We start from the raw sequence: 14,129 nt of genomic DNA on the forward strand, positions 1-14,129 counted from the left end.
GGCCCCGGCGGCCGCGCCCGCGGCGGCCGATGCCTCGCCGCTGTCCAATGGACGGCTGGGGTCCATCCCCCTGGACCAGCCCCTGCGCGAAGCGCGCGACGAATTCGAACGCATTTATTTCGAATACCATCTGGTCCGCGAAAACCACAGCATGACCCGCGTGTCCGAGCGCACCGGGCTGGAACGCACCCACCTGTATCGCAAGCTCAAGCAATTGGGCATCGAATCCGCGCGCAAGCGAGGCACATGAAAATCCTCATCATGGGGGCGGGCCGCGTGGGTACCAGCGTGGCCGAGAACCTGGTGTCCGAGCAGAACGACATCACCGTCATCGATACCGATGTCGACCATCTGCGTTACCTGCAAGACCGCTTCGACCTGCGCGTCGTCCATGGCGACGGCACCCAGGTGTCGGTGCTGGAATCCGCTGGCGCGGCCGATTCCGACCTGTTCATCGCCTGTTCGGCGTCCGACGCGGCCAATATGGTGGGCTGCAAGATCGCGCGGCAATTGTTCAATGTGCCGCGGCGTATCGCCCGCATCCGCATGCCCGATTTCGCCGAACATCCCGAGCTGATGGGCGAAGAAGGCTTCTGTATCGACGCCCTGATCAGCCCCGAGCGCAGTGTCACCACCTACCTGCACAGCCTGATCGAATTCCCCGAAGCCCTGCAGGTGGTGGAATTCGCCGACGGCCGCATCAGCGTCGTCACGGTGCGGGTGGGCCATGGCAGCCCCATGGCGCATCATCCCGTGGCGCAGCTGCGCGAAGTGTGGCCCGACGTGGCCGCGCGCGTGGTCGACGTGGTGCGCGATGGCCGGCCCCTGCAGGCCGACCGCGGCACCGTCATCGCCCCGGGCGACGAGGTCGTGCTGGTGGTGGACACCCGCCACGCGCGCCGCGCCGTGCGCCAGTTGCGCGATGCCGAAAAAACCGTGCGCCGCGTCATGATCGCGGGCGGCGGCAATATCGGCCTGCGCCTGGCCCGCCAACTGGCCGAAGAAAACTACAGCGTGCGCATCATCGAGCGCAACGAAAAGCGCTGCGAGTACCTGGCCACCGAACTGCCCAGCAACGTGCTGGTGCTGCACGGCAGCGGCACCGACGAAGAACTGCTGGAACGCGAGAACATCGGCGACATGGACACCTGGCTGGCCCTGACCAGCGACGACGAAGACAACATCATGTCGTCGCTGCTGGCCAAGCGCCTGGGCGCCCGCAAGGTCATCGCCCTGATCAACCGCCAGGCCTATGGCGAACTGATGCAGGGCAGCCATATCGATATTGCCGTGTCGCCCTCGCAGGCCACCATGAGCGAGCTGCTGCGCCACGTGCGCCGCGGCGACATCGCGGTGGCGCACCGGTTGCGCCAGGGCGTGGCCGAGGCCATCGAAGCGGTCGCCCACGGCGACCGCAGCAGTTCCAAGGTGGTGGGTCGCGCGGTGGGCCATATCAAGCTGCCCAAGGGTGCCAGCATCGGCGCCCTGGCCCGTGGCGACGACATCATCATGCCCGACGACGACACCATCATCGAGACCGACGATCATGTCATCGTCTTTGTCCCTTCGCGCCAGATGATGCCGCGCGTCGAGAAGCTGTTCCAGGTATCGGCGTCTTTCTTCTGACTTCCGGGACGGGCCCCCCATGCGCCACACTGCCATGCCTTTTGAGCGGACCGCATGAACCGCTTGCTGGCAACCTTCTATGTCGCCGGCCTGACCATGGTCGTGTTCTCGCTCACCATGCTGCTGCCGCTGCTGGTGGCCTACGTGGGCGACGATGCCGGCCTCACGGCCTTTCTCGACGGTTTCCTGTTGGCCTTCGGCGGCGGCGCCGTGGTGTGGCTGGCCACGCGGCGCGGCCGCAGCGAACTGCATGCGCGCGACGGCTTCCTGCTGGTGGTGGTGGTGTGGCTGGCCTTGCCGCTGCTGGCCGCCATTCCGCTGCTGATCTATTTCGACCGCGCCGGCCTGCCGCTGTCGTTCACCGATGCCTATTTCGAGGCCATGTCGGGGCTTACCACCACCGGCGCCACGGTGCTGGTCAACCTGGACCAGTTGCCGGCGTCCATCAACCTGTGGCGTTCCACGCTGGTATGGATAGGCGGCCTGGGCATCCTGGTGCTGGCCGTGGCCATCCTGCCGCTGCTGGGCGTGGGCGGACACCAGGTGGTGCGCGCCGAAACCCCCGGCCCCATGAAAGACGAGCGCCTTACCCCGCGCATCGCCAGCACCGCCAAGGCCCTGTATGCCGTGTATTTCGGCATGTCGATACTGTGCCTGGTGGCGTACCGCGGCGTGGGGCTCACCTGGTTCGACGCCTGGTGCCATACCGCCACCACCATGGGCCTGGGCGGGTTTTCCACTCGCGACGAAGGCTTCGTGTACTTTGATTCGGTGTCGGTCGAACTGGTGGCCATGGTGTTCATGACCCTGGCCGGCATCAACTTCGCCACCCATTTCAACGCGCTGCGCCAGGGCAGCGCGCGCGCCTATCTCATCTGCCCCCAGACGATTCCCTACCTGGTCATCATGCTGGGCGCCGGGCTGCTGATTTCCGGGTTCCTGTATTTCCGCGGCATCTACGACGAACCACTGCAGGCGCTGCGCTACGGCATGTTCAACACCATCTCGGTGGCCACCACCACGGGCTATGCCAATGTGGATTACGCGGCCTGGCCCCTGGTGGCGCCGCTGACCATGCTGCTGCTGTCGGGCTTCGTGACGTCGGCCGGGTCCACGGGTGGCGGCATAAAAATGGTGCGCGCCCTGCTGCTGGTGAAGCAGGCCCGCAATGAACTGGTCCTGATGCTGCATCCGCACGCGGTCAGCCCCATCCGCATGGCGGGGCGGCTGGTCGACCAGCGGGTCATGGCGTCGGTGCTGGCCTTCATGCTGGTGTACGGCCTGTCCATCGGCGTGTTCACCAGTTTCATGCTGGTTTCCGGGCTGGAGCCGGTTACCGCGTTTTCGGCGGTCATCGCCAGCATCAACAACACCGGGCCGGGCCTGGGGCCGGTGGGGCCGATGGGTAATTTCGCGGTGCTTACCGATTTCCAGACCTGGATATGCACTTTTGCGATGCTGATCGGACGGTTGGAATTATTGACGGTGCTCGTGCTGTTTACGCCGATGTTCTGGCGAAAATAGCCGGTCCAGGCACCTCTGCGGCGGTGGTGTAATATTCAGTGTACTAACAAATAAAGGCTTAGTATTCCATGCCGGAACGAGACAACCACCAGGCAGCCAAGAAGGCCCGCGGCGCCACCCGAGCCCCCGACAACACGGTGTTCGATCCGGCCAAGCAGGTGCTCTGGTCGCGGCCCGGCTACCTGGTGCGCCGGCTGAACCAGATCCACTACGCGCTGTTCTACGAAGAGTGCAAGACGCAGAATGTCACGCCGGTGCAGTATGGCGTTCTGACCGCCCTGTCGCTCAGCCCCTGGCTGGACCAGACGGCCATCGGCATGGAACTGGGCCTGGACCGCACCACCACCGCCGATGTGATCAAGCGCCTGCAAGAGCGCGGCCTGGTCGAGCGGCGCGTCAACCCCAACGACAAGCGCTCGCGGCAGGCCGTGATCACCCAGGAAGGCCTGCGCATCATGGGCCTGCTGCAGGGCGGCATGGCCCGCGCCCAGCAGCGCCTGCTGGAACCGCTTACTCCGCGCAACCGCGAAGTGTTCATGAAACTGCTGTCCACCCTGGTCGAAGCCAATAACCAGTACAGCCGCACCGCCCTGAAGTCGTTCTAACTTTTCGGGTGGCGCGCCGCTACCCCAGTTCGACGCGGTATTCAGACAGCGTCGCCAGGTCGGGTTCCACGCCGATGCCGGGCGTATCGGGCAAGCTCAGCCAGCCTTCTTCCAGCCGGCCCGGCACGCAGACTTGCTCGCGCAGCGGGTTGGGGTTTGCGTCGACCTCTACCAGCCCTTCGGGACCCAGCGCGGCGCGCAGGTGCATGGACGCCGCCAGGCCGACGCCGCCGCCCAGCCAGTGCGGGCAAAACACCAGGCCCGCCTGCTGGGCGTGGCGCGCTACCGCCAGGCAGCCGGTAATGCCGCCCCATTTGGCGACATCGGGTTGTATGAAGCGCAGATGCCCATTACCGATTGCCGCTTCGAAGTTCACGTGTTCCCGGATATTCTCGCCGGCGGCCAATGGCACCGAAGTGCTGCCGGCCAGTTCCCGCCACACGGACAGGGGTTCGTCGGCCGCCAATGGCTCTTCGATCCAGAACGGGTCGTAGTGTTCCAGCGCGGCGATGCGCCGCGCCGCGGTGCCGGGTTCCCAGGCCTGGTTGGCATCGATCATGATCTGTGCCCGCGGGCCCAGCGCCGCCCGCATGGATGCGAAGTCGTCCAGGTCTTTATCCGGGTGAAAGCCCACCTTGAACTTGAAGGCCGTAAAGCCTTGCGCTTGCTTGGCCAGCGCGGTCTCGGCAGCGCGGTCGGGCCCCAGGCCGCTGGCGTACAGGCGAACCCGATTGCCGGCCTGCGGCATATCGGCCGCAAGCAGGCGCCACAAAGGCTGCGCGGCGCGCCGCGCCTGCATGTCCCACAGCGCCTGGTCGACCCCTGCAATGGCCTGCGCCAGCGGGCCTGGTTCGCCCGCCTGCAGCGCCATGCGGCGCAGCCGTTGCGTCAGCTGATGCCAAGTGGCGGCGGGCTGGTTGCTGGGGGTGCCTTCGATCAGCGGAGCAATAATGTCGAGCACGATGCGGGCGCGATGCTCGGCGCCCACGGTCGGAAAATTGCAGAACACCTCGCCCCAGCCCCAGGCGCCATCGTCGGCGCTGATCCGCAGGAAAACAGCGGGCCGGTTGGTCATGCTGCCCACCGCGGCGGAAACAGGCTGCTCGATCGGCGCGCGGAATACCCAGCATTCAACCTTTTCAATCGTCATGGGTGTGCAGCTTATTCCACAGAGATGCCGATGTCGGTGGCCACCTTGCGCCACTTCTCCAGTTCGGCGCCGATGTACTGCGCGAATGCCTGCGGCGTGCCCGCGTCGGTGCTGAGGCCCGCTTCGGCCAGGCGTGCCTTGATCTGCGGGTCGGCCTGGATGGCATTGAACGCGGTGTTCAGTTTCTCCACGATGGGGGCTGGCAGGTTCGCCGGCCCGGCCAGCCCTTGCCAGGCAACCGCCTCGAAGCCCGGCAGGTTGGCCGCTTCGGCGATGGTGGGCAGGTCGGGATACTGGGGGCGGCGCGCCAGCCCGCAGACGCCCAGCGCAACCAGCTTGCCCGCGTTTACCTGCTGCATCATCGAGCCTTCGTCGGCGAAGATCATGTCGACATGTCCCGCCACCAGGTCGCCCACCAGGGCGCCCGTGCCCTTGTACGGAACGTGCAATAGCTTGATGCCGGTACGCGCCTGGAACAATTCGGCGGCCATTTGCTGCATGCTGCCCGTGCCGGATGAACCGTAGGTCAGCTTGCCGGGGTTCGCCTTGGCGTAGGCGATCAGTTCGGCGGCTGACCGCGCCGGCACCTGCGGGTTCAGCACCAGCACGTAGTTGACGTTCACCGTCTTGGTGATGGGCGTCAAGTCCTTCAGCGGATCGATGGGGTTGTTCTTGTAGACAACCGGGTTGATGCCCATGATGGCGATGTTGCCCACCAGCAAAGTATGGCCGTCGGGCGCCGCGCGCTTGACGAGTTCGGCCCCGATATTGCCGCTGGCACCGGGGCGGTTCTCCACGACAACGGTCTGGCCCAGACGCTTCGACAGCTCGGGAGAAATGATGCGTGAATAAATGTCCACCGCGCCGCCGGGCGAGAAAGGCACGATCAAGCGTACCGGCTGGGTGGGATATTCCGCTTGGGCGCCGGCACGGCCGGCGACCGAATAAGCGATGGCGGCCAGTGCGCTATTGCGCAGGAAGCGGCGCCGCGCGAAATGAGGGGGCTTGTGCATGTTGTCTCCAGAAGATGCCGTTCTTGTGATGCCGGGACATCCGACGACGGTCATACGGAATTATCGATACCCAAGGCTTAAGTAGCAATTATGAAAAACTCATTAACCCATATAATTTTCGTATGAAGAAAAATCCCATGCCGCCGGTTGATGCAGACACCGTCCCGTCTTCGGCCGCGTACCGGCTGGACCGCCTGCGCCTGCGCCACCTGCGGTTGCTGGAGATCATCGACCGCCAGGGGTCATTGGGTGCCGCCGCGCGTGAACTGGGAATAAGCCAGCCGGCGGTCACGCTGCTGCTGCGGGAACTCGAACACGTCTTCGGCGCGCAGTTGGTCCAGCGCGATGTACGCGGCGGCCGCCTGACAGTGGCGGGACGCCACGCCCGCGATCGCCTGGTCATCGCCATGGCCACGGTGGACTCGGCCATCGGCGCGGCGCGCTACACCGGAGGAGACCCCCTGCTGCGCGTGGGGTGCGTGCAGCTGGTGGGATTCAGCTCTCTGCCCGACGCCCTGGCACGCCTGCAGGACCAGGGCGAATTGCCTTTCATGTATATCGAGGAAGGCGAGGCCATGTCGCTGGCTACGGCGCTGGCCGCTGGCGAACTGGACTGCGTGGTGGGGTGGCTGGACGAAAGCATCGCGGCCGAACTCGGCATGGACATGATCCATGCCGAGCCGTTGTGGTCGGGCAGAATGCAGGTGTTCGCATCGGCCGGGCATCCCTTGGCGCGGCGCAGGCAAGTACGCATTGCCGATCTGGTTTCGTGCCCGTGGGTCGTGCCGCATCCCAGTTCGCGCACGTATGCGGCATTCCAGCGGCTGTTCCTGAACAACGGGCTGGTGGCGCCGCGCGCGCGCGTGGTCTGCCCGTCCATTCATTCGGGCATGCACATGGTGGCCGCGGGGTCGTTCGTCAGCATCGGCCCCGACCGCCTGATCGCCCAGTACCGCAGTACCCTTGGCATCCGGCCGCTGTCCGGCGGTGAACTCGACACCGGGCCCACCCAATTGTCGTTCTTCACCCTGAAAGAAGCAGCGCACTTCGAGCCGGCGCAGCGCCTGAAGCGGGCGCTGCTGGCCAGCACCTTCGGGTGATCCCTAATAGCTGAAAAATCGCTTTTAATTGTCAGTATGCTGAGTATAAAATCAGTATACTGAGGTAAATCACAGGCGCCAGGTCCCGCAGGCTCAGGCTTCCCGGGACGCAGCCGTTCTTATATAGTCAGTATGCTGAATATGTGGCTTGGCCGGTGGATACCGCCGGGGCCGCACACCCAGGGGAGTTGAAGCATGACCAGAGTGCGCAAGATCGCCTTCGAGGAACACTACACCGCAGTGGGTTTTGGCGATTATTCAAAAGCGTTCGTGCAACACCTGGACCCGGCCACGTCGGCCGCGCTGGGCGAGCGCCTGAACGACTTCGGCGCGGGCCGCCTGGAACTGATGGACCGTGCCGGCATCGACTACGTCATCCTGTCGCAAACCGGGCCGGGCGTGCAGGGCGAACAGGACGCGGCGGTGGCGCTGAAGCGCGCGCGAGAGAACAACGATTTCCTGGCCGCGCAGATAGCTTCGCGGCCGGACCGCTATGGAGCATTTGCAAACCTGCCTATGCACGACGCGGCCACGGCCGCCAACGAGCTGGAGCGGGCCGTGAAAGACCTGGGTTTCAAGGGCGCGCTGGTCAACGGCCACACCAACGGCGTGTACTACGACGACCCGGCCTACGACGTATTCTGGGAACGCATGCAGGCGCTGGACGTGCCGCTGTACCTGCACCCCTTCTATGCTTATGAAGAACCGCATGCCTACCGGGGCCATCCCGAGCTGGCCGGCGCCACTTGGGGCTGGGGAGTGGAAACCGCCACGCATACGCTGCGCCTGATCTTCGGCGGCGTGTTCGACCGCTACCCGGACCTGAAGCTCATTCTGGGGCACATGGGCGAGGGCTTGCCGTTCCAGCGCTGGCGCTTCGACAGCCGTTTCGCGGCCTATCCCTATGGCGTGAAGCTGCAGCGCAAGCCGTCGGAATACATAGGCAGCAATGTGCTGATCACCACGTCCGGCGTGTGCTCGCACGCCACGCTGGTGGGCGCCATCGCCGAAATGGGCGCCGAGGCCGTGATGTTCTCCATCGACTATCCCTATGAATCCACCGACCTGGCGGTGGAGTTCATTGAAACCGCCCCGCTGGACGACACTACCCGCGACCTGGTCTGTCGCGGCAATGCCCAGCGCTTGTTCAAGCTCTGACCCCGACGCCCGGAGGACGACATGCCCAAAACCTACCGCATCGGCCAGATCGTGCCGAGTTCCAACACCACCATGGAAACCGAGATTCCGGCCATGCTGCTGGCGCGCCAGCAGATCCGCCCGGAGCGGTTCACCTTTCATTCCAGCCGCATGCGCATGAAGAAGGTGGTGAAAGAAGAACTGGCGGCCATGGACGCGGAATCCGACCGCTGCGCGGTGGAGCTCAGCGACGCGCGCGTCGACGTGCTGGGGTACGCCTGCCTGGTGGCCATCATGGCCATGGGCCATGGCTACCACCGCCAGTCGGAACAGCGCCTGAAGGCGCACACCGCCGCCAACGGGGCCGATGCGCCCGTCATTACCAGCGCGGGCGCGCTGGTGAACGCGCTGGAAGTGATAGGCGCCAGGCGCATCGCGGTGGTGGCGCCCTACATGAAGCCGCTGACCGAACTGGTGGTGGACTACATCCGCAACGAAGGCTACGAAGTGGTGGATTACCGCGCGCTGGAAATCCCCGACAACCTGGAAGTGGGCCGGCACGACCCGGCCCGCCTGCCGGACATCGTGGCGCAGATGGACACCAGCAATGTGGATGCCATTGTGTTGTCGGCCTGCGTGCAGATGCCCTCGCTGCCGGCCGTGGCCAAGGTCGAGGCGCAAACCGGCAAACCGGTGATCACCGCCGCCATCGCCACTACCTACGCCGTGCTCAAGGCCCTGGATCTGGAGCCCGTGGTGCCGGGCGCGGGCGCCCTGCTGTCGGGCGCATACTAAGGAGTCCATCGCCATGACCCAATTGCAATACGGTGCCCACGTGCACGCCAACGGCATACGCCAGCACTACCTGCGCTACGGCGGCAACGAAGGCGAGCGCGGCCGGCGCGATCCGGTCGTCATCGTGCCTGGCATTACCAGCCCGGCCGTCACCTGGGGCTTCGTGGGCGAGCGCTTCGGCCGGCAGTTCGATACCTATGTGCTGGACGTGCGGGGCCGGGGGTTGTCCGAAGCGTCGGACACCCTGGACTACAGCCTGGATGCCCAGGCCGCCGACGTGATCGCCTTCGCCCAGGCGCTGGGCCTGGAGCGCTACAGCCTGGTGGGGCATTCCATGGGCGGGCGCATCGGCATCCGCGCGGCACGCCAGGCGCCGGCCGGCCTGGCGCGGCTGGTCATGGTGGACCCCCCGGTTTCCGGGCCCGGCCGCCGCGCCTATCCGGCCAAGCTGCCGTGGTACGTGGATTCCATGGCGCAGGCGCGCCACGGCATGGATGCCGAGGCCATGCGCGCATTCTGCCCCACCTGGACGCAAGAGCAGTTGCGCCTGCGGGCTCAGTGGCTGCACACCTGCGATGAACGCGCCATTCTGGCCAGCTTCGACGGTTTTCATACCGACGACATCCATGCCGACCTGCCGTCGCTGCGCGTGCCGGGCCTGTTGATCACGGCCGAGCGCGGCGATGTGGTGCGCGATGAAGATGTGGCCGAGATCCGGCAACTGGCCCCCGGCGTGGCGCACGCGCGGGTGCCAGGCGCGGGCCACATGATTCCATGGGACAACGAGCCGGGCTTCTACCAGGCCTTCGGCGACTTCCTGGGTGTATCTCTCTGACGGAGCCTGCCATGCCTGTTAGCGACCACGAAATGATCAGTGCCTGGAAGCAGGTGCTGACGCTGTCCAAGCTGCAAGCCGGCCAGACGGTCACCATTCTGACCAGTGCCGCCACGCACCCGCAGAACTTGTCCACCGCCATGATCGCCACCCAGTCCATGGGCGCGATCGTCAACCGGCTGGACCTGCCGCCCGTGAATGGCGAGAAAGCGCTCAGCCGCGATTCGCTGGCTTACCTGGGCACTACGCCGCTGACGGGCAACCGCGCCGCCATTGCCGCACTGAAAGAAAGCGACTTGGTGCTGGACCTGATGACGCTGCTGTTCTCGCCCGAGCAGCACGACATTCTGAAAACCGGCACCAAGATTCTGCTGGCGGTAGAGCCGCCGGAAATACTGGCCCGCCTGGTGCCCACCGAGGCCGATCGCGCGCGCGTGTTGCGCGCGGCCGGGCGCCTGTCGCAGGCGCGCGAAATGACCGTGGTGTCCGACGCTGGCACCGACCTACGCTGCCCGTTGGGCGAGTTCCCGGCCATCAGCGAATATGGTTTCGTGGACGAGCCAGGCCGCTGGGACCACTGGCCCAGCGGTTTCGTGCTGACCTTTCCCAACGAGGGCGGCGCCAGCGGCACCATCGTGCTGGACCGCGGCGACATTCTGCTGCCCCAGAAATGCTATGTGAACGAGCCGGTGCGCCTGACGGTGGAAAACGGCTATGCCACGCGCATCGAGGGCGGGGTGGATGCCGAACTGCTGAGCGAATACGTGGCGTCGTTCAACGATCCCGAGGCCTACGCCATTTCGCATATCGGCTGGGGCCTGCAGCCGCGCGCGCACTGGACCACGCTGGGCCTGTACGACCGCGAGGCCACCATCGGCATGGACGCGCGCGCCTACGAGGGCAATTTCCTGTTCTCGCTGGGCCCCAATAACGAGGCTGGCGGGTCGCGCACCACCACCTGCCATATCGATATCCCGCTGCGCCGCTGCACGGTGCGGCTGGACGGCGTGGATGTGGTGGCGCGCGGCAAGGTGCTGGACGGAGAGCAGGCATGAACGTGGACAGGGAAGTGGGCACCTACCAGCGCCAGGGCTTCGGCGCGACGCTGGAACTGAAGGCGCCGGTGGGGTTGCTGATCGTGGATTTCGTCAACGGCTTCGCCGACCCGGCGGTGTTCGGCGGCGGCAATATCCCCCAGGCCATTGCGCGCACCGTGCCCTTGCTGGCGCATGCCCGCGCACGAGGCTGGGCCGTGGCGCACAGCCGCATCGTGTACGCCGACGACGATGCCGACCACAATATCTTCAGCCTGAAAGTGCCAGGCATGCTGACCCTGAAGGAAGCGGCGCCCGCCAGCGCCATCGTGCCCCAGCTGGCGCCCGCGCCCGGCGAACTGGTGGTGCGCAAGACGGTGCCGTCGGCCTTCTTTGGCACGGGCCTGTCGGCCTGGCTGGCGCAGCGCGGGGTGCAGACCCTGGTGGTGGCGGGTGCCGTTACCAGCGGCTGCGTGCGCGCCAGCGTGGTGGATGCCATGTCGTATGGGCTGCGGCCGCTGGTGCTGGCCGATTGCGTGGGCGACCGCGCCCTGGCGCCGCACGAAGCCAGCCTGTTCGACATGGAACAGAAGTACGCCGCCGTCATGCCGCGCGACGAGGCGCTGGCGGTGCTGGAAGAGGTCGGAGGCTGACAGGTGGGTGTCTGGCTCCCGCTAGGGTGCCAGACACCGTTTGGTGCAACTCGGTATCTGACACCCTGGCGGGAGTCAGATACCCATGGCACTACCTTAGCCGCCGCGGCGAGTATTCACCGGCATGGCCGGGTGTCCGGCACCCTGACGGGAGCCAGACACCCGGCCATGCTTCTCCGTTAAACCGGATACACCAGATCATTGGCCAATATGGTGGTGTCGTACACCACCTGCCGCTCGCGCAGTTTCAGCGCGCCGCCTTCGCGCACATAGCGGTCGTGGTACACGCCCGCCAGGTGCAGCGTGGTAGGCCCTTCCACCAAGGTCTGCAGCAGCAGGAAACTGGCCGTGGCGGCAATTTCGCCATCGGCCGATTCATCGGTTACCCGCGTGTTGCTGACCACGTGCAGCATGTGCCGCGGCGCGAACATCTGCGTGCGGGAAATGGCCACGGCGCGGTCGTGCATCATGTCGCGTCCTTCAGCGTACACCAGGCCCACCGGCAGGCCGCGTTCGGCGTTCTCGCGGGCGGTCACGCGGTACAGCGCGTCCTGGGTGAAGAATTCCGGCCAACGTTCCACCTCGCCGCCGTCCAGCGCGGCGCAGTAGTCGGCATTGAATTCCTCGATTTCCAGCTTCAGTTCGATGGCGCGCGCGGCGGCGACGCGGCGTTCCGGATACGAGTACGGCTTGTTCATCATGCGTTCTCCACCGGCAAGCCCATCACCTGGCGGTAGTAGGCATACATAGAGCGGATGGCCGCCTCGGATATCAGGCTGTCGGATGTGCCCAGCTTGTTGGACTCCAGCTTCAGCACGTTCACGCCGGTACTGGCGCGGCGCACGCCTTCCTGCACGAACTTCATGGCCTCGTTGTCTTCCAGCCCAAGGAAGCCGGCCGGCCCCATCAGGTTGCCCTGGCGCAGCCGGTGCCGTTCCATCTCGGGGGTATCGTCGGTGTAGCCGAACATGGTCCACTGCATGATCATGCTGTCGGGTCCGTTGGGAACGATCTGCCGCACGCCCAGCGTATTCATCTCGCGCTGCACGATCAGGTTGGGCCAGATGGTCTGCATCGTGACCGACCACGGCGAATCGAATTCCTTGACGAATTCCAGGAAGCGGTCGTCGCGCAGCGACAGGCCGTCGTGGAACGAGCGCATTTCCTTCTTGTTCTCGTCGCTGACCTGGGCGTACTTGTCTTCGCTCTTGGCCGACGCCATGGTGCCGTGCCGGCCGTGCACCGAGTCCACCAGCATGGCCGACTTGTTGCCGGCCACCAGCAGCCCGAACACCACCAGGAACGAATGCAGCAGCGTGGCGTGGTAAGGGTCTTTCAGGTTCTCGTGGTACATCTTCCAGTTGCAGGGCAGTTCATTGCGGTAGTAACCCAGCACCTTTAGCGGCTTGCCCGGGAACACGGTATCGAAATCGGCCAGGATCTCGGGCGTCATGTATTCGTCGATGGGCTCGGTCTCTTCCGAGTACGACGCGAAAATTACGCCATGGCGCGTGGTGACACGCAGCTTGCGCAGGCCATGCTGTTCGTTGCGGAAATCCTTGGGCATGCCACCAATGCGATTCACGCCGCGCTTGAACGGAATGCCCTGCAGGTTGCCTTTCAGGTCGTACGACCATTGGTGGTAAGGGCACACGAATTCCTTCGCATTGCCCTGGCTGTGCCGGCAGAATTCGGCGCCGCGATGCGCGCAGCGGTTCTCGAATACATTCACGGAACCGTCTTCGGCGCGCGACACCACCACGGGGGTGGGGCCCACGTACGAACGCTTGTAGTCGCCCGGTTCGGGAATTTCGGCCTCCAGCGCCACATAGTTCCAGGTCTTGCCGTGGAAAATGGCCTGGATCTCTTTTTCATAGATGGCCGAACTGGTGTACACCCAGTCGGGAATGGCGTGCAGGGCGTCCGCGGGCCATACACAGTCTTCCAGCGCGGCATCCTTGGCTGCCAGGGTGCGGCCGATGACGGTTTGCGATTGATACATGGAACAGGCTCCAGTCCAGGAGAAAAGGGTCAGGCGCCCGCGGCCGCGGCCTGGCAGGCCTTGACCAGGGGCTTGAGCGCTTCGGCCGGGTCGGCGAAGCGCAGGGGATCGATGGGCAGCCCGCGCTCGAACAGCACGCGCAACTGGCGAAGGTCGCCGCCGGCGTTGACGGCAATGCCATGCACCGGCACGCCGTCGCGCTGGCCCAGCCACATGAAGCGCGGGGCGTCGGCGGCCGGGTCGGGCTGGCCGCGGCAGGTGTAGGCCAGGCCGGGCTGGGGCATGCCCAGTATCTGCACATTGCAGCCGTACTGGTCTGTCCAGAACCATGGGTAGGCCGGTTCGGGCGACGGCAAGCCCAGCATGCCGGCCGCCGCGATGCGGGCCTGCTCATTGGCGTTCTGCCACGATTCCAGCCGCAGGCTGCCGCCCCAGGCGGCACGATGCTGGCTGGCGCAATCGCCGGCCGCGTAGATGGCGGGGTCGGTGCTGCGGCAGGCCGCGTCCACCAGGATGCCGCCGGTGGCGGCATCGATGGCCAGTCCGGCATCGCGGGCCAGCTCCACCGACGGTGCCAGCCCGATGGCCACCAGCAGCACATCGGCGTGCAGCAACGTGCCGTCTTCCAGTTCTACCCGGGCGGGCGCGCCGGCCG

General features: G+C 65.6%; 14 protein-coding genes and 1 pseudogene. 10 read left to right on the plus strand and 5 right to left on the minus strand.

Features of this window, described 5'->3' with window-relative positions; genetic code table 11:
- The 4 genes and pseudogenes from LPZ50_RS12220 to LPZ50_RS12235 all read left to right on the plus strand — a co-directional run.
- A pseudogene (locus LPZ50_RS12220) lies at nt 1-250 on the plus strand (sigma-54-dependent Fis family transcriptional regulator); the annotation flags it as partial.
- A complete protein-coding gene (gene trkA, locus LPZ50_RS12225; RefSeq protein WP_230661765.1) occupies nt 247-1,626 on the plus strand; it encodes a Trk system potassium transporter TrkA in 1,380 nt (459 codons plus the stop codon). The pseudogene LPZ50_RS12220 and the gene trkA, both read left to right, overlap by 4 nt.
- A 54-nt stretch (nt 1,627-1,680) precedes the next feature.
- The gene (locus LPZ50_RS12230) at nt 1,681-3,150 is read left to right on the plus strand and encodes a TrkH family potassium uptake protein (RefSeq protein WP_230661766.1); all 1,470 of its coding nucleotides are present in this window, start codon (nt 1,681-1,683) and stop codon (nt 3,148-3,150) included.
- 68 nt (nt 3,151-3,218) lie between these two features.
- Complete coding sequence (locus tag LPZ50_RS12235; protein WP_268903355.1) at nt 3,219-3,755, plus strand: MarR family transcriptional regulator; 537 nt, start codon at nt 3,219-3,221, stop codon at nt 3,753-3,755.
- A gap of 19 nt (nt 3,756-3,774) precedes the next feature.
- Here the strand turns inward: LPZ50_RS12235 and LPZ50_RS12240 are convergent, their stop codons facing one another.
- Together LPZ50_RS12240 and LPZ50_RS12245 are read right to left on the minus strand one after the other, a co-directional pair.
- A complete protein-coding gene (locus tag LPZ50_RS12240) occupies nt 3,775-4,905 on the minus strand; it encodes a mandelate racemase/muconate lactonizing enzyme family protein (RefSeq protein ID WP_230661767.1) in 1,131 nt (376 codons plus the stop codon).
- 11 nt (nt 4,906-4,916) lie between these two features.
- Nucleotides 4,917-5,918 (minus strand): Bug family tripartite tricarboxylate transporter substrate binding protein, encoded by a 1,002-nt coding sequence (locus LPZ50_RS12245; RefSeq protein WP_230661768.1) that lies wholly within the window; start codon nt 5,916-5,918, stop codon nt 4,917-4,919.
- A 137-nt stretch (nt 5,919-6,055) separates the two neighbouring features.
- On the opposite strand from LPZ50_RS12245, the gene LPZ50_RS12250 reads away from it, so the two are divergent.
- The 6 genes from LPZ50_RS12250 to LPZ50_RS12275 all read left to right on the plus strand — a co-directional run bounded on the left by LPZ50_RS12250 (nt 6,056) and on the right by LPZ50_RS12275 (nt 11,472).
- On the plus strand, nt 6,056-7,018 hold the full coding sequence (locus LPZ50_RS12250) for a LysR substrate-binding domain-containing protein (protein ID WP_230661769.1): 963 nt from the start codon (nt 6,056-6,058) through the stop codon (nt 7,016-7,018).
- Nucleotides 7,019-7,213: 195 nt separating this feature from the next.
- Nucleotides 7,214-8,176: an amidohydrolase family protein gene (locus LPZ50_RS12255; protein WP_230661770.1), complete on the plus strand. Its 963-nt coding sequence runs from the start codon at nt 7,214-7,216 to the stop codon at nt 8,174-8,176.
- Nucleotides 8,177-8,197: 21 nt separating this feature from the next.
- A complete protein-coding gene (locus LPZ50_RS12260) occupies nt 8,198-8,950 on the plus strand; it encodes an Asp/Glu racemase (RefSeq protein WP_230661771.1) in 753 nt (250 codons plus the stop codon).
- 13 nt (nt 8,951-8,963) lie between these two features.
- Nucleotides 8,964-9,785, plus strand: coding sequence for an alpha/beta fold hydrolase (locus LPZ50_RS12265; protein ID WP_230661772.1), 822 nt, complete (start codon nt 8,964-8,966; stop codon nt 9,783-9,785).
- A gap of 11 nt (nt 9,786-9,796) precedes the next feature.
- Nucleotides 9,797-10,840 (plus strand): 2,5-dihydroxypyridine 5,6-dioxygenase, encoded by a 1,044-nt coding sequence (locus LPZ50_RS12270; RefSeq protein WP_230661773.1) that lies wholly within the window; start codon nt 9,797-9,799, stop codon nt 10,838-10,840.
- Between the two features lie 2 nt (nt 10,841-10,842).
- Nucleotides 10,843-11,472 (plus strand): isochorismatase family protein, encoded by a 630-nt coding sequence (locus LPZ50_RS12275; RefSeq protein ID WP_230661777.1) that lies wholly within the window; start codon nt 10,843-10,845, stop codon nt 11,470-11,472.
- A gap of 179 nt (nt 11,473-11,651) precedes the next feature.
- On the opposite strand, the gene LPZ50_RS12280 is transcribed toward LPZ50_RS12275, so the two are convergent.
- From LPZ50_RS12280 to LPZ50_RS12290, 3 genes are all read right to left on the minus strand, one after another.
- Nucleotides 11,652-12,170 (minus strand): aromatic-ring-hydroxylating dioxygenase subunit beta, encoded by a 519-nt coding sequence (locus LPZ50_RS12280; RefSeq protein ID WP_230661778.1) that lies wholly within the window; start codon nt 12,168-12,170, stop codon nt 11,652-11,654.
- Nucleotides 12,170-13,474: an aromatic ring-hydroxylating dioxygenase subunit alpha gene (locus tag LPZ50_RS12285; RefSeq protein WP_230661774.1), complete on the minus strand. Its 1,305-nt coding sequence runs from the start codon at nt 13,472-13,474 to the stop codon at nt 12,170-12,172. The genes LPZ50_RS12280 and LPZ50_RS12285 overlap by 1 nt, the downstream gene beginning before the upstream one ends.
- 29 nt (nt 13,475-13,503) lie before the next feature.
- The coding region (locus LPZ50_RS12290; RefSeq protein WP_230661775.1) for an oxidoreductase C-terminal domain-containing protein at nt 13,504-14,129 on the minus strand (626 nt) is incomplete at its 5' end.

Origin of the sequence: Bordetella petrii (assembly GCF_020991325.1) — a bacterium.
GTDB classification, from domain to species: Bacteria; Pseudomonadota; Gammaproteobacteria; order Burkholderiales; family Burkholderiaceae_B; genus Bordetella_A; species Bordetella_A petrii_E.